The organism is Cohnella mopanensis, from assembly GCF_022352055.1.
GTDB lineage: Bacteria > Bacillota > Bacilli > Paenibacillales > Paenibacillaceae > Cohnella > Cohnella mopanensis.
The window spans coordinates 581069-601848 of sequence record NZ_JAKRWM010000001.1 but is presented as its reverse complement, the minus strand read 5'-3'; the positions used below and the strand labels follow the sequence as shown (position 1 = coordinate 601848).

Annotated in this window: 18 protein-coding genes; 4 read left to right on the top strand and 14 right to left on the bottom strand. The window is 50.8% G+C overall.

What is annotated here, in order from left to right; all coding sequences use genetic code 11:
* Window positions 1-2 precede the first annotated feature (2 nt).
* The 11 genes from hfq to L3D05_RS02695 form a co-directional block, all read right to left on the bottom strand.
* Window positions 3-245: an RNA chaperone Hfq gene (hfq, locus tag L3D05_RS02745; RefSeq protein ID WP_041065833.1), complete on the bottom strand. Its 243-nt coding sequence runs from the start codon at window positions 243-245 to the stop codon at window positions 3-5.
* Window positions 246-273: 28 nt separating this feature from the next.
* Window positions 274-1263, bottom strand: coding sequence for a tRNA (adenosine(37)-N6)-dimethylallyltransferase MiaA (gene miaA, locus L3D05_RS02740; protein WP_239614349.1), 990 nt, complete (start codon window positions 1261-1263; stop codon window positions 274-276).
* A complete protein-coding gene (locus L3D05_RS02735) occupies window positions 1256-2032 on the bottom strand; it encodes a class I SAM-dependent methyltransferase (protein WP_239614348.1) in 777 nt (258 codons plus the stop codon). The genes miaA and L3D05_RS02735 overlap by 8 nt, the downstream gene beginning before the upstream one ends.
* Window positions 2029-4008, bottom strand: coding sequence for a DNA mismatch repair endonuclease MutL (gene mutL, locus L3D05_RS02730; RefSeq protein ID WP_239614346.1), 1980 nt, complete (start codon window positions 4006-4008; stop codon window positions 2029-2031). Before mutL ends, L3D05_RS02735 begins: the two co-directional genes overlap by 4 nt.
* Before the next feature lie 19 nt (window positions 4009-4027).
* Window positions 4028-5449, bottom strand: a complete 1422-nt coding sequence (locus L3D05_RS02725; RefSeq protein WP_239614345.1) for a S41 family peptidase — start codon at window positions 5447-5449, stop codon at window positions 4028-4030.
* Window positions 5449-8127 carry a DNA mismatch repair protein MutS gene (gene mutS / locus L3D05_RS02720; protein WP_239614343.1) on the bottom strand — a complete coding sequence of 893 codons (2679 nt, stop codon included), beginning with the start codon at window positions 8125-8127 and terminating at the stop codon, window positions 5449-5451. The genes L3D05_RS02725 and mutS overlap by 1 nt, the downstream gene beginning before the upstream one ends.
* Before the next feature lie 128 nt (window positions 8128-8255).
* Window positions 8256-9314 (bottom strand): type 2 isopentenyl-diphosphate Delta-isomerase, encoded by a 1059-nt coding sequence (gene fni / locus L3D05_RS02715; RefSeq protein WP_239614342.1) that lies wholly within the window; start codon window positions 9312-9314, stop codon window positions 8256-8258.
* A 107-nt stretch (window positions 9315-9421) separates the two neighbouring features.
* Complete coding sequence (locus tag L3D05_RS02710; protein ID WP_239614340.1) at window positions 9422-10846, bottom strand: putative amidoligase domain-containing protein; 1425 nt, start codon at window positions 10844-10846, stop codon at window positions 9422-9424.
* Window positions 10847-11035: 189 nt separating this feature from the next.
* Window positions 11036-11599, bottom strand: coding sequence for an outer spore coat protein CotE (locus L3D05_RS02705; RefSeq protein WP_239614338.1), 564 nt, complete (start codon window positions 11597-11599; stop codon window positions 11036-11038).
* A gap of 142 nt (window positions 11600-11741) precedes the next feature.
* Window positions 11742-12719, bottom strand: coding sequence for an aromatic acid exporter family protein (locus L3D05_RS02700; RefSeq protein WP_239614337.1), 978 nt, complete (start codon window positions 12717-12719; stop codon window positions 11742-11744).
* A 33-nt stretch (window positions 12720-12752) separates the two neighbouring features.
* Window positions 12753-14279 (bottom strand): carboxypeptidase M32, encoded by a 1527-nt coding sequence (locus tag L3D05_RS02695; protein ID WP_239614335.1) that lies wholly within the window; start codon window positions 14277-14279, stop codon window positions 12753-12755.
* Between the two features lie 124 nt (window positions 14280-14403).
* Here L3D05_RS02695 and L3D05_RS02690 point away from each other — a divergent pair, with 124 nt between their 5' ends.
* Together L3D05_RS02690 and L3D05_RS02685 are read left to right on the top strand one after the other, a co-directional pair.
* A complete protein-coding gene (locus L3D05_RS02690) occupies window positions 14404-14745 on the top strand; it encodes an iron-sulfur cluster biosynthesis family protein (protein ID WP_239614334.1) in 342 nt (113 codons plus the stop codon).
* A 42-nt stretch (window positions 14746-14787) separates the two neighbouring features.
* Window positions 14788-15348, top strand: a complete 561-nt coding sequence (locus L3D05_RS02685; protein WP_439647930.1) for a beta-class carbonic anhydrase — start codon at window positions 14788-14790, stop codon at window positions 15346-15348.
* Here L3D05_RS02685 and L3D05_RS02680 read toward each other — a convergent pair.
* Window positions 15311-15871, bottom strand: a complete 561-nt coding sequence (locus L3D05_RS02680) for a DUF309 domain-containing protein (RefSeq protein WP_239614331.1) — start codon at window positions 15869-15871, stop codon at window positions 15311-15313. The two genes, L3D05_RS02685 and L3D05_RS02680, sit on opposite strands and share 38 nt — an antisense overlap.
* A gap of 154 nt (window positions 15872-16025) precedes the next feature.
* On the opposite strand from L3D05_RS02680, the gene L3D05_RS02675 reads away from it, so the two are divergent.
* Together L3D05_RS02675 and L3D05_RS02670 are read left to right on the top strand one after the other, a co-directional pair.
* Window positions 16026-16457, top strand: coding sequence for a hypothetical protein (locus L3D05_RS02675; protein ID WP_239614329.1), 432 nt, complete (start codon window positions 16026-16028; stop codon window positions 16455-16457).
* Window positions 16458-16463: 6 nt separating this feature from the next.
* A complete protein-coding gene (locus tag L3D05_RS02670; RefSeq protein ID WP_239614328.1) occupies window positions 16464-16742 on the top strand; it encodes a DUF2653 family protein in 279 nt (92 codons plus the stop codon).
* Between the two features lie 48 nt (window positions 16743-16790).
* On the opposite strand, the gene L3D05_RS02665 is transcribed toward L3D05_RS02670, so the two are convergent.
* Both L3D05_RS02665 and L3D05_RS02660 read right to left on the bottom strand, forming a co-directional pair.
* On the bottom strand, window positions 16791-19040 hold the full coding sequence (locus L3D05_RS02665) for an AraC family transcriptional regulator (protein ID WP_239614326.1): 2250 nt from the start codon (window positions 19038-19040) through the stop codon (window positions 16791-16793).
* Window positions 19041-19154: 114 nt separating this feature from the next.
* The gene (locus tag L3D05_RS02660) at window positions 19155-20750 is read right to left on the bottom strand and encodes an extracellular solute-binding protein (protein ID WP_239614325.1); all 1596 of its coding nucleotides are present in this window, start codon (window positions 20748-20750) and stop codon (window positions 19155-19157) included.
* Window positions 20751-20780 lie beyond the last annotated feature (30 nt).

Here is a 20780-nt window from a genome sequence, read left to right as displayed (position 1 = left end):
GATTAGTTATCAGATCCGCTTTCTTGCTGCATGAGAGATACGTTACGCTGCGGCATAAACGTGCTGATCGCATGTTTATAAACCATTTGCTGGCGTCCCTCGCTATCGATTACGATGGTGAAGTTGTCAAAGGCGCGGACAACGCCGCGAATTTGAAACCCGTTGGTCAAATAAACAGTGACCGGAATGCTGTCTTTGCGAAGTTGATTAAGAAATGTATCTTGGATGTTAATGGACTTGTTCATTGGCCGTCCCCCCCATCGTCACTCATATTTATGAACAAATATATTCAATATCAATCATAAACTTTCCTGCTATTATAGCACAAATTCGCGGGAAAAGATCGTTGTTTTTTGCGGCTTCGCCAACATCGACCCATTCTAGAGCTTTCATGTGGCGAAACCAACTGAGCTGCCTCTTGGCGAAATGCCTCGTGTCCCGCTTCAATATCGCGACGGCATCCTCGAAGTTTGTTTCTCCAGCTAGATATGCCGCGATCTCTTTGTATCCTAGGCCTCGCATCGATACGGAATCCCTTGGAACGCCCAACTGCAGCAGTGAACGAACTTCTTCCACCAAGCCATCCGCAATCATGTCGTCGACTCGATGCTCGATCCGGCCGTACAGTTCCGCACGGTCCATCGTTAACCCAATAATACATAAGCGATAGGGAGACTTCTTGTCGTCTCCGCGTTTCTGATCCTGCGATTCGGAAAGCGGCTTTCCCGTCAGATGGAACACTTCGAGCGCTCGGATTACCCTGCCTTCATCGTTCGGATGAAGCTTAGCCGCAGAGATCGGATCGATCGCATTCAACCGATCGTGTAACGCTTGAGCACCTTGCTCGTGCGCGAAATTTCTCATCTCTATCCTGAACGATTCGTCCGCGCCAATGTCCTGGAATTGAAACCCGTAACACACCGACTCCACATATAATCCCGTCCCCCCGACGATAAAAGGTATCCGGCCTCTGCTATGAATGTCCTGAATTTTCTGGGTGCATAAGCTTTGAAACTCCGATACGGAGAAAGGATGCTCGGGCTCGCAAATGTCGATGAGATGGTGCGGGATTTCCTCCCGATGCTCTGGCATAAGCTTGGCCGTACCGATATCCATGCGACGATACACTTGCATCGAATCGCCGCTAATGATTTCCGCATTCAAAGCATGGGCTAGCTGAAGGCTCAGCGCGGTTTTGCCGACCGCTGTCGGTCCGACCAATACGAGCAGCGGAGGACGATTGTCATCCGTTACGTTATTCAATGTCTATCACTCCGTATGCTACCGACGACGCGGATACTCGGGCTAGGCGGAAGCCGAGCCGTTCGAATTGGCCGCTATCGCGATGATCTTTAAGCACGACTTTCTTGCGGGCGACGCGAAATGCCTCCCGAACGGCTTCGCCGGACAAGGACTCTCTCAGCGCTTGCGAACGAAGCGGAATCATCGAACTGGAGGTCGTAACCGGCCGCTCGAACATCGGGTCGAAATAGACGATGTCGACGCTATCGTCCTCCATTGCGGTCAAATACTCTTGATGCAATGCATGAACGGTCCGTATCGCCCGCATCGCTTGATCCACATTCGCTATTCCCGTTTCGTAAATTTGCAGTCCTTCCCTTACGACCACATGCAACGCTTTCGATGCTTCCAATGCAATGACTTGCCCCTGTCCCCCTACAGCGTAGCTGAATACGAGCGAGTCGGAGCAAAGGCCAGCCGTACAATCGAGCACCGTATCTCCTTGCGTTGCGCCGGACACGGTTAACAGCGTGTCATTACCGCCTGTCATGAGTCTCTTGAGCCTCACAAGTGCCATGCTTGGGTGAAAATAAAAGGGTTGTTGCCCTTCCAGCATAAGCCGAACTTCACGCGGACTGACGACGATAATTTCGTCCGTCGCCCAACTCGAGTACAAAGCGCGGATCGTTTTGTTGGAACGGGGAACAAAGTCTGCATTCAGCTCGGAAGCCAGCTTGACCGCTTGGTTGAGGGTATCCGCGGAAGGTTGTTCCGATGTCGTAACGATCAAGATGTCACCCGCTTAAACATTTTCTCAAGCTCGTACGTGCTGAAGCTTACAACGATCGGTCGCCCATGCGGGCAAGTAAACGGCTGACGGCAAGCGGACAGACGTTCGAGCAGCTTCTCGCCCGATTCTCTCGTCAATGCTTGATTTGCTTTGATCGATGCTTTGCAGGAGCACATGATCGCCGCCTTCTCCCTAAGAACATGCAAATCCACACTGCGTTCTAGAATGACCCATTCCGCCATTTCGCGAACGATGGCGGCTTCATCGCCGCTCGGGAACCAATGGGGAACCGCGCGGATGATAAAGGTATTGCCACCGAAATCCTCCATATATACGCCGGCGCTTTCAAAAGCGGCCAACCTCCCCCGGAGAACGGAGCATTCATCGGGCGCGAACTCTAGTGTAACAGGCAGCAGCAGCTCTTGGCTCGCTTCCTCGGGCTTTCCGAATTTATCATAATAAAATTCATAGTGAATTCGTTCATGGGCAGCATGCTGATCGATTAAATACAAGCCGGTCGGATTCTGGGCCACGATGTATGTGCCGTGCAACTGTCCGACCCAGCTCAACTCGGGAAATGTTGGAGCTTGCGGCTTACGATCTGGCTGTGCGAATGCGCGCTCCCATACTTGCTCGGGAATCTTCTCCGGGACGGGCTTATCCGACCAAGGCATCGAAGAGGCTCGCTCCGTACTATAGTTCGGGCGTCCGCTCGAAGCAGCCGGTCCGCTCTTAGCGGAGAAAGATTGATTATCGAAACCCGACGTCGTACCCTCATATCGCGCCTTTTGCTCGGCCACGAAAGGATTGGACGTTGACTGTTCGAATATCGATGTCGAAATGTCTTCCGTTATTGCCGCGCTCGATTGCGCTGCTGCGGCAAGTTCCTCTTCCGGCGGATGGCTGGCGGGTACTTGAAACCGGATCTGATCTTGCACCCAAGTATTCGTTTTGGGCGTTCGAACGGCCGCACCGGATGGAATATAGGCTTCCGAGCTAAGCGCCTTCTTGATCGCGCTCTCTACGAATGATCGAAGCTCGTTCTCTTTGCTGAACCTGACCTCAAGTTTGGCCGGATGCACGTTGACGTCTACGAGAGTAGGGTGCATTTTCAGATCAAGTACCGTGAGCGGATAGCGATGGAGCGGCAACAAAGTATGATACGCCTGCATGAGCGGTTGTACGACCGCTTGACTACGCACGTAGCGCCCGTTAACGAGGACGGTTAGCGCATTTCGGTTTGCACGCGTTTCAATCGGCAATGCTGTCAACCCAACGATCGTATAGTCTGGGCTTTCGTCCTTCACTTCAAGCATGGCTTTCGCCGAAGCCGTTCCGTAGATGGCAGCAACCACTTGGCGAAGATCCCCGGTTCCAGGCGTACGCAATAGCAAGTTCCCGTTATGCGAAAAGGTAAAGGCGATATCCGGCCGGGCGAGCGCTTGCCGATAAACGACATCGGACAGATGACCGAGCTCCGTTTGGATGGTCTTCATATACTTGAGTCTGGCCGGCGTGTTATAGAATAAATCCTTAACGACCATTTCCGTACCCTTCGGAGCGTTCGTGTCCCGATTGGCAAGTATGGCACCGCCCTCGATTTCCAGTAATCGTCCTAAACCGCTATCATCAATCGAGCTAACGCATTTGACCTTGGCCACGGCGGCAATACTCGGCAACGCTTCCCCCCGGAAACCGAGGGTGGCGATGTGGAACAAATCCTTGCCCGTCGAAATTTTACTCGTCGCATGGCGTTGAAAAGCAAGGAGGATGTCATCGGGCTGAATGCCGTTTCCATCGTCCGCGACCCTCAACAGATGGAGGCCGCCTTCTTCCGCCGATACGTCAATCCGCGTCGCGCCAGCGTCCACGGCGTTCTCGATCAATTCTTTCAGAACGGAGGCTGGCCGTTCGACCACTTCGCCGGCCGCGATCTGATTCGCCAAATGTTCGTCGAGGGGGCGAATGATTCCCATGCCGACTCACTCCTTCCTATTAGCCCGCCATCAGCTTAATCGTGTCCGTTCCTGCGGAATACGTGAAGCCGGCAAACCATTTTTTCAATAGTCTGACGTCGATGTTGGTTTGTCCTTCTTTGATTCTCAAGTGCGAATCGTTCGTTGTAAACGTTTGAACTTGAGTGCCTTTCGTCAGCGTATACGTATGGCTCTTCGAATTATAGGTAAGCTTAGCACCGATTAAAGCCGACGCCAGCTTCAAATTAACGTACCACACGTTATTTTCCTGCCATGCCGCGCCTGGTTGCGCCATACGAACCCCGTTGATCGTCAATACGCCTTTGCCGGAAGTGACGGTAAGCTTCTGTCCGCCCGCAAGCCGGTAAGCGCCGATGAGCTGCTCGGCAACGCCGTTAACGACCAAATCCGGCGTCAATCCGACTTTGTCTACCTTGCGTCCGGTCGGTGTATAGTACTCTTGAATGGTCACTTTGAGCATACCGCCGCTTTTGACCGGAATTAGGGATTGAACGACACCTTTACCGTATGTTTTCGTTCCGACAAGCTTGGCGACTCCGTAATCCTGCAATGCGCCGGATAGCAATTCGGAGGCGCTTGCCGAGTTTCCGTTAACGAGAACGACGACGGAGTAGGGTTTGGTTGAACCGCTAATATCAAGCGGTTGATCGACGCCTTCCCGATCGCGCATGTGGGCAAGTATGCCTTCCTTTACGAATAATCCGGCAATTTCCTGGGCCGCATTCACATACCCGCCTCCATTGTCCCGCAGATCAAGCACCAAGGACGTCAATCCGTTTTTCTCAAGCTCCTCAAGTTTCTGCTTGAACACTTTGCCGGCTTCGAGGGTGAATCCGGACAAGGCCAAGTATCCGACGCCTTTGTCCAGCATCTTCGTCGTGACGACCGGAAGTTGGACCGATTTGCGCGTCACTTTAAATTTAAGGGTTTTACCCCCTCTAGATACGCTCAAATTAACGACCGTGCCTTCCTTGCCGCGAAGCTCACTTTGAATTTCCAGCGTCGTTTTGCCCTTGAACGATTTGGCGTCAGCGCCAACTAGTTCGTCCCCAGGCAAAATACCTGCTTTTTCCGCCGGGCTATCGGGAATAACATCCTCCACGTAGACGACGCCTCTCTCTTCGATCATGACAATTCCGACGCCTACGAACGTTTGTTCCAACGATGAATTGAATGAGTTCCACTGATCGTCGTCGAAATATTTCGTGTAAGGATCATGAAGAGAGTCGACCATGTCTTCCATTTCCTTGTTGGTCAGAGCCGTATCTTCCGGTTTGCTTAGGTGATACTGCTCTAGCAAGCTCCGAACTTCTTCTATCTGGTCTTCGGTTGCCCCTAATGCGACGGGCGCTCCGACGAGTAGCATTGCCATTGTGAGAAGTAATACTAATGTCAGGCGCATTTTTTTGATTAAATTCATCATTGATCCCCGCTTTCCGCCAATTGATTCCTCGCGTCGTTTAACCATTCCAACGCTTGCATAGGTGTCATTCTCATGACGTCAAGCTTCCTTAGCTTCTCTAATAGCTTATCGTTCGCGGACGATTTTGCCGGTTTAGCAACAGGAGTCGCATCCGGGAATAAAGACATCTGCACGATGTCAACGGTCTGAGCAGCAGGTAGGGTATCGCGTCTTGTCTCCGGCTCCGATAACGTTGCGGCCGTTTCCTTGACCATATCGCTTTTCGGAGTAACAACCTGATCAGCAGTGCTATGATCGTTCAACAAAGTATAAGCACGCGATACGATCGTTTCCGGCAATCCGGCAAGTTGAGCGCAGTATATTCCATAGCTGGAATCCGCAGCTCCCGGCACCAGTTTACGCAAGAAGGTTACGCCATCAGCGCTTTCCTTGACGGCCATACATCCGTTACGCAAGCCAGACAACGAGTTCTCCAAGTGCGCAAGCTCGTGAAAATGGGTGGATACGAGCGCTTTGCAGCCGATATGGTCATGAACGTACTCGATAACCGATTGGGCGATCGCCATACCTTCGTCCGTCGAAGTCCCTCGCCCCAGCTCGTCGATGATGATTAGGCTTCTTGCGGTTGCCTGTTCCGTCATGACTTGAATATCTTTCATTTCGACCATGAACGTGCTTTGACCGCCGACCAAATCATCCGCAGCGCCGATTCGGGTGAATATGCGATCGACAAACGGCAGCACGGCGCGGCGAGCCGGAACGAAACAGCCGATTTGCGCCATTAGGGCGATCATCGCGACTTGGCGCATGTAAGTACTCTTACCTGCCATATTCGGTCCCGTGATAAGAAGAATGGATCCACCCGATGCGGTTAACGAGGTTCCGTTGGCGATGAACACGCCGTTCTCGTTCACCGATTCGACGACCGGATGCCTGCCTTCTTCAATCGTTAGATCGTAACCTTCGCCATCCGTCCAGGTTGGGCGCGTATATCTACGCTCCGCGCTCGCTTCCGCGAATGACTGTAGAACATCCAGCGCTGCGACGCTTTCTGCCAACCGTTGCAATCTCGCCATCTGGCTAGCAATGCTGTCCCGCAAGGCAATGAAGCTTTCGTACTCCAGATCGAACATCCGATCTTCCGCTTCAAGGATTAACGCTTCCTTCTCCTTAAGCTCGGGAGTCACATATCTCTCGGCGTTGGCAAGCGTCTGCTTCCGCTCGTATCTCCCTTCGGGAAGGTTGATCAGATTGGCGCGAGTCACTTCCAAATAGTAGCCGAACACTTTGTTAAAGCCGATTTTCAAAGATTTGATGCCCGTCGCTTCCCTTTCCCTACGTTCCAACTCGGCAATCCATTGCTTGCCGTTCTGGCTCGCTTCGCGGAGCTCGTCGAGCTTCTTATCGTAGCCGGGACGGATGATCCCTCCATCCTTCAACGTCACGGGAGGCTCGTCCGCGATAGCCCGTTCAATCGCGCCCGCAATATCGGCGCAAGCGTCCATACGATCCGCTAACGCGTTCAACGGAGATGTATCAAGGCTTTGGCATAACGCTTGAATCGAGGGAATGCGATTCAAGGAATTTTTCAGGGCGTTCAAATCCCGCGCGTTGGCAGTTCCGTATGCGATTCTTCCCGCAAGACGTTCCAAGTCGTAAACTTCGCCCAGTTCATCCCGGAGCTCCTTACGCTTAATCCAATCCCGATTCAGTGCTTCCACGGCGTCCAGCCTGCGCTCCGCTTCTTCGCGGTTCAGCAAGGGCTGGTCAATCCAGCGCTTCAGCAAGCGAGCGCCCATCGCCGTCCTTGTCCGATCGAGTAGCGACAGCAACGAGCCTTTGCGCGAACGGTCGCGAACGGTTTCGGTCAGTTCCAAGTTGCGTCTCGTGAAGGCGTCTAGCGACATGTAAGCTTCGGAGTCGTACGCTTTGACCGCCCGAAGATGGGTAAGCGAACGCTTCTGGGTCTCGTCCAGATAAGAAATCAGCCGCGAGACCGCCTGCTGGCGTACCGCTTCATGGGTGCTCCACGGCTCATCTGGAAATTGGCCCGCTAGTCTCGTCAGGTCGAATTGTTCCCTTACGGTAGTCAGCAAGCTGCGGGAGGTCGGATTAAGATCGGCGTTGATCGCGGCGATCGAAGCTTCGTCTCCTACCGCTTCCGATGGCCTGTATACGTTCATCACGTTCTTAACCGCTTCACGCGATTCGGCGAATGAAGTGACGTACAGCTCGCCTGTCGTCAGATCGCACGCGGCGATTCCGACGCGGCCGTCTTGCTGCGCAGCTCCGACGATAAAATTGTTCGATGCGTCGCCTAGCATTTTCGAATCCATAACCGTACCCGGCGTAACGATCCGAACGATCTCCCGCTTAACGACTCCCTTCGTGCTAGCCGGATCCTCCACTTGCTCGCAGACGGCTACCTTATATCCTTTTTCAATCAATCTAGCTATGTATCCTTCAGCCGCATGGTGCGGCACGCCGCACATCGGAATCCTTTCCTCTTGCCCCGCTCCGCGACCCGTTAGCGTAATTTCCAATTCCCGCGATGCGGTTATCGCATCCTCGAAAAACATTTCATAGAAATCGCCAAGGCGAAAAAACAGCAGAGCATCCTTAGCCGTCGCCTTAACCGATAAATATTGCTCCATCATGGGGGTATATCCAGCCATGGTCTTCCTCCTGATTCCATAAGCAGTGCCTAGCAATTTCAATCTCATTATAACAAAAATGAAATGTGCCGGGACAGATTTGGCCAAAAAGATACAATCGACAGCTCCTTGCTATGGAGCTCACGGACCTATCGTTGCTTAATAAGCCGATTCGTTTCACGAAGCCGTTGCAAATTCGCCGCGCCAATGCCGAACATCGATGCTTTGAGTTCAAATTCCACCCTCGCGAACAATTCCGCGAGTTGATCGGAAGAATGTAGCGCAGATGCCAACAATGCTCTGCCGAACGAGACTAGATTTGCACCCAGCGCCAACGCTTTCGCCGCATCCACGCCGTTCATCATGCCACCGCTCCCGATCAAGACAACATCGGGAGATCTCTCTCTTGCCTCCTCGATACATTGTGCCGTCGGTATCCCCCAATCCTCGAACGCTTTGGCTGCTTCTCTCTTAATGGGGTCCTTTGACCGATATTTCTCCACTTCGATCCATGAAGTGCCTCCCGCGCCGGCTACGTCGATGAATGCAACGCCCGCTTCCTCCAATGCTCTCGCGGTATCACCGTCGATACCCCACCCGACTTCCTTCACGCCGACCGGAAAGTCCGCCTCTCCGCATAACCGCTCAATCTTGGCCAGCAATCCGCTGAAATTCATGTCCCCTTCATTCTGGAATAGCTCTTGGAGCCCATTGAGATGCAAGACGAGCGCATCCGCTTCCGTCATCTCGACGACTTGCCGGCATTCCGCAATTCCATAATGATAGTTCAATTGAACGGCACCGAGATTAGCAATCAGCGGAACATTCGGCGCGTATTGCCGGACTTGAAAACTTGCCGCCGATCGAGGAAACTCTATAGCTGATCTTAAAGAGCCTAATCCCATAGCCCATCCTCTATCTTCGGCTATTTCCGCCAGGCGCACGTTTATTCGTCCGGCTTCGTCGGTTCCACCCGTCATCGAACTGATCATTAGCGGAACCTTCATATTGCGCGATAGAAACTTTGTAGAAGTATCGATCTGCCGAAAATCAAGTTCCGGGAGAGCCTGATGGCGGAAATTATACCGATCGAATCCGTTTCCCTCGCCTCGGCCTTCCACGTCCTCATGCAGGCATATTTCAATATGCTCCCTTTTCCTAAGTGAGATATCCGGTTCTGCGTCCGGATTTGGTTCCGTATTCTTCATTGCTATAGCCCCCATAACATTCGTGCTGGAAAATCATTTGATTAAAGCATGTCCAACTTTAGGCGGAAGCTGCGGTCATGTTGCTTAATGCTTGTGAGCCTCCAAGTTTAAGACGTCGGGATATGCCACTTCAGCCGAAAATCGCCGACTTCATCCCAACTGCGGCCGCGCGCGATCGCTTCGAACAGGAAATCGATCGGCTCCTTATGGGCCGCGTAGGTTGATGTTCTCATGATCGACCGATGTACTCTTGCCGCAGCCATTAACAGTAGCTCCCTGTCCCCGGCGTAGAACGCTTCCCTATAGCGTTCTTCATCTAATGGACGGTCGGAGGCAAGCTCGCGCGAATGCTCGGCGGCTAGCTTGGCCAGCGCGAACGTCCCAAACGCCAGACGCGGGGAAACAAGCCAGCTCGGAGGCGTGCGATATTCGAACCCGCCATAGGGCTGGCTTCTCACGTCGCCGAGCGAGCCGTAACGGGGACGCCTGCGTGCGGCTTCGACCGGTTCAAGCAAGCGAAGCGGCAAAGCGACCGCGTTATCGAGCGCGCGCAATCGTTCGCTCGTCAGCGTCGCTCCGCTCAAATGCACGTGCCCCCCAAGCGGCAATCCGGGAACCGGCAACGCACCCGCTCTCCAAATGAGAGAAGCTCCAGCCGTTCTATCGTTAGCAACGAATAGCAATCGTCGCAAGTCCGCCGTCAAATGCTGCGGATCAACCGTCGGCCTAGGCCTTAATTCCACCAACGGCCAGCGTTTCTCTCCTCTTATCCTCACGGAATCGCATCCGGCATCCCCTTCCGGCGTAAAATACCTCGAGGCCGGCACGACACGCCCATCCCGGGATAGCATCACGAATTCCGGATCGGCGCCAAGCTTGGCCGTTACCCCTTCGGAAACTTCCGCAGCCCATGCTGTTGCGAACCCTCGGACCGCGTCTCTTAATCGAATAACGGAAGCTTCGCTTATCGGCTTCAATTCAGAAGTCACTCCCGTAACTAAGAGCTTCCCCTTCTCGGACAATATAAGATCGACCCGTCCATAGTCGAGGCCAAGCAAATAAATCGCCCTCGCGGCCATTCTTTCCGCCGGTTTCCACAAAGGATGTTCTTTTGCGATAAACATTTTATCCCAAGAATTGATGCTATATTTAACTTCATTAAATAAATTCATACTCGGGTTTGACCGCCTCATCTCAATCGCGCTGTGTCCCCACACGACTACAGTGATGGGCGTTCCGCTACTATCGGCCCCGACTAGGCTGGCAGGTACGCCTTCCCGTCGAAGACGGCGTTCCATCTCGTTTCTCGATAAAGCATTAACATACGCTGCCGTCTGATTCATTAGCCAAGGGGATTTCTGCGTGGAAGTAACCTTGGCGCCCCGTTCCTTCTCAGAAACCATCATGACGCAATCGTTCGGTTTCGCAGAGGTGAGATCGCGTAGGACGGGCAATTCAAGTTGCTCCCATACGCCCATAGGCTTACTTTCCCTGCCGCCGTATAACCACACAGTCCCATCTTGCTCCTCCATGCGGCGCCCCCCTATGAAACATGGGAAGGGCCGTCCCGCAGGCGGCGCATAAACGCCGAAGCCGAATGACCCTTCCCTATGTGTGCCACTGCTACAATCAGGCTTATCCTGTTGTTCCGACAGGGCATCCGCCCTCGACTAATGTTCCGCTTCTGCATAGACTTAAGTACCGGCCGATGATCGAACCGATTACAAATCGTCTTCCAGTAAATCGGAATCGAGATCCTCGAAATCTCCATCATCACCAAGGCCGAAGTCGACGTCTTTCCCGTCGTCGTCGAATCCATTCGGATCTACTACGACACACACCTTCGTTTCCGCAACCATCTCCACGGCGAATTCCCGTTCGACGCGGATGAGCACGGCTGAACCATTGGAACTGATCGTCGCTTCCACGCAATTAGGCTCCTGCGTTGCCTCCGCAGAAACTTCTTCCGTGGAAGAGCGATGCTTCGGATCTACGTACGAGAGGGGAACGAGCTCAACATAAGAGATCGTTTCCTTCGCGACATCGGTTTGCGAGTTTTTGTTGTACGAATACCAGATGTTAATATCGTAAGACCCGATGACTTCGATTCCGTCCCCTGATTTCACCGCTTCATACTGATGATTGATAATCCACGCGCCCAGTATGCTGGTCGGGTGGTGCGGCGGCGTTACGGTGTGGGTAATCGTCGAGAACTTACGGCCTTTGCCGCAAACCGCCTTCGTGATGATTTCCCTGCGCTGCAGCCGTTTATCCGCAATAGCCATTTCAGTAGACCTCCTCCATACGATCAAGTCACTTAAAGTCTATGCAGGACATTCGTCTAGAGTGACAAAAATGTGTTCATGCAACCCGCAACCGTTTCCCGGCATCGATATAACCGGATGAAGCCGAGATAGACTTTACTTTTCATTGTATGATCGCATGGGCAGAAGTTGACTTTTGTTTTTTCTCGCGGCTCGCAATACCCAAATAACGCCGTAATTCACGGGAAAGATAGAATAGCGTAGACCGTATCTCGAATTCTTCTCTCGTAACCGGCAACGGCATTGTTCGAAAACTATTATCCAACTCGCCGAGCATACGTTCCGTTTCGCCTTCGTAAAAATCCGATTTAACGTCCTCCATCAGCCTGTCGAACAGCAGCGCGATTAATTCCGCTTGCGGGACGTGCCGGGACACGAATGCCACGGATTCCATCATTAATTGAACGGATTCAAGTTGCTGGCGCCGCATGTTAAAGTACAGTTGCCAAGGCTCATCCTGCGGGATTAGCCGATTTTCGCGCGCTCGCTGGGACACTTCCAGCCCTTGCTCGATCGCCGTGCCCGTCGCCAGAAATTCCTCCCCCGCCCATACCGAATCCGGATTGCGCAAATGGATAGCCAGATGGCGAAAGATGTCCGAGAACCCCGCTTCCGTAATCTCCCTCAGCTCTTTCAGCTTCCCGTAATACTTGGGCATATACAAAAGGTTAAACAGCGTAGCCCAACCTAATCCGATGGCAAGCAATTCCACTTCCGTTACGAGCGCGTTTACGGTTACTTCCGCTTTAGCGAAGAGATGAAAAACGACTACGGCTCCCGTGACCAGTCCGTCTTTCAAACCGAAACGGGAAAATAACGGAAACGCAATGAGAATGTATACGGATAATACCCAAATATGAAAGCCGATAGCCGCAAACAGAACGGAAGCAAGCAGTAAGCTGAGAACAGCCGCCGTAAATCGGGCGAATACGGTTCGCAGGCCTCGCCATCGCGTCGTATCCACTCCAAGAATCGCTAGCAGCCCAGCCGCTAGCGGGTTGTCCGTTCCGATTAAGATGGCTGTTCCGATGGCTGCCAAAGTGGCTGCAGCGGTTTTGATGACACGAAATCCCATTAGCATCTTTTACCTCAGCCCACTAACATCGCTATTTCATTACAGGCGATAGATTTCCCGATATTTGTTTTCCAAGTAATCGCACAAATAGGACGATTGCAACGGCTTGCCGCTAATTCTCTCGATAATCTCCGCGGGCTGCAGCAGTTTGCCGTATTGGTATACTTGCTCCGTCAACCACTCTTTAAGCGGTAGCAGCTGCCCCGCGGCAATTTGATCATCCAGATGAGGAAGCTTTCTACGGGCAACATCCATCATCTGGGCCCCGTACATGTTACCAAGCGAATAGGAAGGAAAATAACCGAAAGCGCCTCCCGACCAATGAACGTCCTGCAGTACGCCTTCCGAATCATTGTCCGGCGTTATGCCGAGCGCTTCGGAATATTTTTTGTTCCACACTTCAGGCAAGTCGCGCGGATTCAAATTTTCGTTGAACAGCATTTTCTCGATCTCATACCGAATCATGATATGAAGATTATACGTCAGTTCATCCGCTTCGATCCGAATGAGCGATGGTTGCACAACGTTGATCCCTCTGTAGAACTCTTCCGCCGTAACGCCATCCAGTTGGCCCGGGAAATGTTCTTTCAAATCCGGCAAATATCGAGTCCAGAAGCCGAGGCTGCGTCCGACAATATTTTCCCACAACCGGGATTGCGACTCGTGAATGCCCATCGACGTCCCCGTGCTCAACGTCGTGCGAGCAAGCTCGGGATTAATATTTTGTTCGTATAAGGCATGACCGCCTTCATGAATCGTTCCGAACAGCGCGCTGGTAATATCGTCCGGCAAATAACGCGTTGTAATTCTCACGTCGCCGATGCTTAACCCCGTCGCGAACGGATGGACGCTCTCATCGAGCCTGCCGGCTTCGAAATCGTATCCCATGTCCTTCAAGATAAGCTTGCTGAACTTCTTCTGCGCCTCTTTGTCGAATGTTCCTTCCAAGAATGAAGTATTAGGTTTATTGCTGGAGTTCGCGATCTGTTCCGCTAACGGAACGAGACGAGCCCTGAGCTCTCCGAACAATCGATCCAATTCGACTGTCGTAAGGCCCGGTTCGTACATATCCAATAACGTATCGTATGGAGTCGTCTTAACGCCCCAAAGCTCGATAAATTGGCGGTTAATCGCAATGATTTTCTCCAAATAAGGAACAAAACCTGCGAAATCGTTATTTTCCTTGGCTTCTTCCCATGCGGATTCGGCTTGAGAAGTCAGAACGACGTACTCACGATATAGCTCGGGAGGTATTTTCCGGTTTCGTTCGTATTCCTTGGATGTTTCCGCTACGAGCCGACGGTCGATTTCGCTTAATTCCGCTTGCAGTTCCGGTTCGTTGAGTTTTGCAAGCAATTCTCCCATCTCATCGGATGTGGATAGCTTAAACGATTCGGAAGAAAGCGCGCCTACCGCTTCCGACCGCAGCTCAATCCCTTTGCGCGGTGCGCCCGTCCTCATATCCCAATAGACGACACCTAATATTTCTTCGTATTGTTTGATTTGATTGATTCGTTCGCGAAAGCGCTGCAATGGCGATAATGTCGCCGTGTCCGCTGTACTCATGGGTTCACGACCTTCCTTTAATGGATATTGTCAACTTGATCATACCCTCAGCAAAATTTATAATCAACTTACTAAGTTAAAAAATAACAGGTTTAACGAGCTTCATGGAGAAAGGAGTGTTGGGATGAAAATACATTGGAGCGAACAAGCCATACTAGAAGTACAAGCTAGATTCGGCACAGACGCCACGACTTGGAAACTTGTATCCGATTCCGAGGGCTGCGGCTGTTCTATGAACGGTGTCGCGACGTTCTGGGCGGTACTTGCGCCGGATTCCGACGATTTGCATGCGGAAAGCAACCACTTCAACGTAAGCTACGAGAAGCGTCACGAAGTCTTTTTCGATGAACAGATGCGCGTGACATACCTGCCGGACAAGCGTGCTTTCCAGTTAGCAAGCGATGGGCAGATCTATAGCAACCGATTGAAGCTGGAAGACAAACGCACGGCGGACGCCGCGATCTAGATTAAACTGGAGGGAATGGCTTTGCGGATTAAAGATCAGATCATGGCTTACAACAAAGATTTCGTGGAAAGTAAAGCATACGAAGAATATTTGACGTCGACCAAATTTCCCGACAAGCGCGTAGTTATCGTAACTTGCATGGATGCTCGATTAACGGAACTGCTCCCAAAAGCGATGAACCTAAAGAACGGCGATGCCAAAATCATCAAAAACGCCGGCGCAATTTTAACTTCCCCATTCGGCAATATTATGCGGAGTATCCTTGTCGCATTATATGAACTTAACGCCAATGAAGTATTTATCATTGGCCATCATGAATGCGGCATGACCGGAATCGACCCGAACAACGTCGTGGCACATATGGAAGCTCGCGGAGTAGAACAGCATGTCATCCACACGCTGCGCCATTCGGGCATTAACCTCAATCGTTGGCTAACGGGCTTCGACAGCGTCAGGGAGAGCGTCGAGAACAGCGTCGATATCGTGCGCAACCACCCTCTGCTCCCGCCCGGCACGCCCGTGCACGGGTTGATTATTCATCCGGATACGGGAGAGCTCGAGATGGTCACGGACGGCTATCAATATCTACAAATCCACGACTAAGCGCTTTGAGCTTTGCGGATTCAGCCCTAGCTTGCGTGACTTCGCTTCGGTCTCTTGTCAAATGCCGGTGAATGATCTCGTCTCCTGCTTCCAGGCCGGGAGTGCCCCACTTATAACCGAGTTTACGACATAGACGTTGCGCGGTTTCGCGCAAGCTTTCATCGCGAATAGGCAATTCAATATCTTCATAAGTAACGTCTGGCTCTGTCCAGCGTTTTGCTGCTTGCCTTAGTTTGGCGACAAGCTCTTTCCCATCCATCCCCAATCGGTCGAACTGCTCCGCACTCGCTTCCCCCGCCGCTTTGCCCATAAGCTTAATCGCTCCTGTCCAATTCCCGCGACGTGCATGATACAGACAAACCGAAATGCGTATAAGAACAAGCCAACAGGTAACATACTCCGAATCGGGATTTTCCTTCCAATATTCCTCCATAATTTCATGGCACTCGAAATAGTCCCGGGATCCGTTATACTCCGCTAAATATCTAATATATTCGATGGGATACGTAATCATCTTCGTCATCGTCTTACTCCTCTTTTTCTCTCTTCAGCTTTCATTTCAAGCATAACCCATAATTCACTAGCTGGCATCCCTATCTTATTTGAAACCTTCTATGTCCATCCTACGTATGAAACTATCGTAAACTATTACAACCATCGCAGGAGGAACCAACACCATGTGGAAAAAAGCATTGCTCGTGCTTAGCTTATTCGCATTCACCGTTGCCGTCGCAGTTCCGGCCGACAGTGCGGATGCAAGACCAAGATCGTTTAGCTCAGGTAAAAAATCGTTCAACAAAACACCAGCTCAATCTCAGGATAGTGTGAGCAAGAGCTCCACTACAAATAAATCTTCTACAACGGCTTCAGCCGGTACGAATAAGAAACCCGGATTTTTCAGCGGGGGCAGCTTCATGAAAGGCCTAATGATCGGCGGTCTGGCAGGATTGTTGTTCGGCGGCATGTTCGGTTCCGGATTTTTCGGCAACATGATCGGATTGCTCGTTAACGTAGCCGCGTTGTTCGTCTTATTCATGGTGTTCAGGGGGATCTACGATGCGATTAAACGCCGCAGGCAGTCGCAGAATCCTAACCAGCGCCGTTGGTAACCGATCATGCGACTAACAATGGATCAGATCGTCAATGCCGTTTGCCTTCACCTGGCGGAGCGGCATGAGATTCCCGTCGAGTCCGTTGAAGTAGAGTTGCTCTATGATGAGGAACAAGGCTTCAGTGCCGAAGTTTGGGTTCAAGGACGCAGCCGCTTCCTAATCGAGGCTAACATCAAGGAAGCCATCATGCGTTACGTGCTCCAAGAGTTCGGGCAACGCGTCTACCCTTCGCAAATCCAGCTGGATGTCGAAGACGAGATTTGGGCGGATATTAGCCAGTAACGTCATAAACCCCGCATCGGGTCAACCGATGCGGGGTTTTGTTGTCGGCTAACCATGCCGGTCCTGTTTATTAATTCCCACGCTTTTACGGAAGTCGGTGGGCGTTAATCCGTAATGCCTTTTGAACATTCTGTAATAATACGATGAGTTAGTAAATCCCGATTTGTCGGCAATCTCGGCTATCGGTTTGTCCGTATATCGCAACAGCTCCGCTGACTTCTCGATTCTGACTCTATTGATGACGTCAAGCAAAGCATTCATGGTAAATTGCTTGTAAATCTTGCCCAAATAACTTGGAGAAATATCAAATTCGTCGGCAATCCCGTTAATGCTGAGGTTAGGGTCAGCAAAATTTATGTCTATGGTTTCGTTGATCCTCCGAATTAATTCCTCCTGTTTCATGCTGCGTTTGCCATCTAGCTTCTCATGCAGATCATCGAATATTTTGTCGAAGAACCTATCAAGCTCCCAAATCGTTTCGAATTGCTCAATTGGTGGAATCGATAACTCCTTACCGGTTTCGGTATCCATGATCCGATTTTTCTGAAACGTATGAATGACGTTATTGATCGTAATGGTAAGACGGGTTACGGCAGATTGCGCTACGCGAAGCGGATAAGCGCTAGTATCACTAACCATGCTTCGGCAAATAGCCTTTGCCTCTTCCATCCTGCCTGCCATCATTAAATCTACTAGTTTTTTCTCCTTATCTACCGGAAATACATAATTCTCCGCACTCATCAATTCGATATCCTTAACACGTATGATAGCCCCATGGCCGGAAAAAAAGCGATGGTTGGATGCCTCGTTCGCATGCTTGAAAGAGGAATGCAATTGCAATACTTGGTCTTGAATGGGAGAGTACGACATCGATATTCCGATCTTCAAATGCTCAAGCACCGCTTGCCGGATCTGGAGCAGCAAGGAATGAAGATACCCTTCGTTCTCGATATCCGCATTGGACGATTCGCCTACGATAAGCAATACGCGATCCTCTTCCAGCTCGACGGTCTCAACTGAAAAGGATTGCACGGCAAGCTCAGAGCCGATGTTCATCATAGCGTACTTATACACCCGTAGATCCGTGCCCTTCTGTTCTGTGAATTCACGAAAACCGTCGATTCTCAACAAGATAAGCCTGTATTTTTTGTGAAAATCAACGGTTATTCCCCATTCGGTCATTTTGGAGCGAAGCGATTTGATATTGATGGCTTCGGTTCCTTGAACGAGGCTCCGTAAAAACTGTTGGCGTATCGTATATAAATTGTTTCTTTTTTCGTTCTCAAGCATATGCATTCGATTAGCTAAATTTCCGTAAGGAACATAGAGCCTGCGGGATAGGTACCAGGAGCTGAATAGCCCCGCGACGACTATTCCGACAGCGATCCAGATGGTTGTCCATAAGATCTCGTTCACCTTTTTCGTAATTAAATGATAAGGTGTCACGCGAACGTATCTCCATTCCAAAGAATCCGGTTTGGTATAGGATATGAAAGACTTTTCCCCACCGACTTTCTTAATTCGAAACCCTGCTTCTTCCGTGCCCAGAACGGTCCCGAGAATGGAGTCGGAAATGGCTGGCCGTAATTCCTCCCCGTTCAACAGCATTCCGCGATTATCGATAATATAAGATTGTCCCGCATCGGCGGTATTGCGGTTTCCGATATCCTTATTAATCCATTCCGCCGAGATGTTCACGATAATAGCGGAGTTAACACCGCCCTTGGCGCCTATTGCGTCGTAACATAAGTAAGTGTAAACGCTTTTAATCTCATCTGCGGAATCCCCGATTTTGTACGTCCGCGGTACGGGACTGAACGGTTTGTAATCCTTATAATGGTCAAGTAGATCCAAGATATCTTTGTCGGTGAGTTCATTTTTGGTAAGAACGCCGTTCTGCCCAGTATTGGATGCGATATAAACGTTGGATGACTTAGGATTATATACGTAAATCGATTCGATATACGGCATGGAGTTCAAATAATTGGACAACTCCCCCATCGCACCAATCGTATCGTAAATATTCGGATTCGAATAAAACAAAAGCTTCATGACATTGATATTCCGATAAATTTGAAAAGTAAGCGATTGAGCGCTTTCTGTCATGTTAAGCACTTCACGGCTCGTTAACGTTAAGTTGTCTAGATCTGATTCGTAAGCTTGATTGAGCACGATCCGATTAAAAAACAAGATTAAAACCGTAGAGGAAACGGTCAGCGTCAAAGCCGTACACAAAACGATGCTGAGCAACAGCTTGCCGTATATCCCGTTGCCCTCCCTAGCTTTCATAAGGCGCATACCGTCCACCTCCAATTCATTTACGTTTCACCCTGTAGTCAATTGGACAAAACGCCGAGCCCCTAAGCGTCGCTTAGGAACTCGGCACTTCTATTACTGAACGTTCCTCATGCCTTATTTAATTCCGTTCTTCGCTACGTAATCCAACCACTGCTGCTTGTATGAAGCTTGTATTTTCTGGAGTCCGGCATTATTCGCCTTGTCCATGGCGGTCTTAATCCCTTCGTCAATGTCTTTAACAAGACCGGCATACAAAGGATAGAAGTACTGCTTCTCGACTTGTTCTAGGGCCGCTCTCTCAGGCTGATAGGAGGAGTAATCCTCGACGAATCCCGTGAACAAATCCGGTTTGGCAATGGCATCGAGCTTATCGAATATCGCTTTTACCCCATCGTAGCTCTTATCGAACAACATGAATTCAGGGTTTCTCCATGCCCAGCCCTGCATGCCTTCGCGCAAGAAGCCGTTAGACGTGTTGTCGCCAACCATTTTATAGTATCCGTCTTCTACTGTATAGTTCTTCCCTTCGATACCGTATTGCGTTAATTGATTATATCGTTTGTCCGTAACCATCTTCTCGTAGAAGGCAAGCGCTCTCTCGGGGTTTTTACTGCTTTGCGGAATGGCAAATCCGTTATGGATCGGATGTACCGGCGTTGCAAATCCTCTAGATTCCGCGTATGGAGTGTAGCCCAGCTTCCAATCCGGATGGGTGGACTGCATTTTACTCATCGTATCGTTGTAACGGGTCGGATTATCTCCTAGAATCGCAGCGGCTTTGCCGCTTGTAATCGGATCTTGCAGCGTGTCTTTGACGTTCAGGACGTTTTTGGCGAAAAATCCTTTTTGTTGCCAGCGCTGAACCGTTTCGAGGTCTTTCTTCTGCTCGTCAGAACCCCAATAGGAATAAAACTCGCCCGGTTTATTGTATTTAATCCCGATTCCGTAAGGAAGCGGTCCGCCGATCGTATCGTCATTGACTTCCCGGAAAACGTCCATCAGGTTCTGTCTGACGTCCGAATTCATCGAAAGCGGTTGGATGCCGGGCTCGTTTGCCTTGATCCCGTCAAGATAAGCTTCAAAGCTGGTAATGTCTTTAGGTACTGGTAGATTGTACTTCTCGCGAAGATCTTCGCGATAGACGAAGCCGTTGTTTACGTATTCCTTGTAAGTAGCGGGAACGGTATAGATTTTCCCTTCGATTCTGACCGCATCCCACATGTCTTGAGGCACGAATGCTTGGAGCTTGGGCGCCGCTGCCGGAAGAAGATCATCTAGCGGGAGGAAGGCACCGCTCTTCGCATAGGATTGGTATTGGGTCCAATCCGCCGTAAAGATCAGGTCTACCGGTTGGCCGGAAGACAGGAGGAGCTTGTACTTCTGGTCCCAATCGGTCCAAGAAGTAAAGTTGAATTTAACGGTCGCATTCAGATCTTCTAACGCCATCTTGTTAATCTCGCTTTGAATGGCGGGTAAATCCTTTGGCGCGTCCCCGAGCATATAGAACTGAAGCTCGACCTTCTTGGATGTATCAAGTCCTGTTTCGTTTGAGGCCGAGGAAGCCGAAGCGGATTCGGACGGCGCAGCTTTACTTGCCGCGGAATCGCTAGGACTTGCTTTATTTCCGTCGTTGCCACTACAACCCGCGAGCGCGGACACGATCATAAAGCTGGCTAGTACCGATGATAAGAGCTTGCCTTTCTTCTTCATTTGAATCCTCCCTTTGCGTGTGTTTAATAT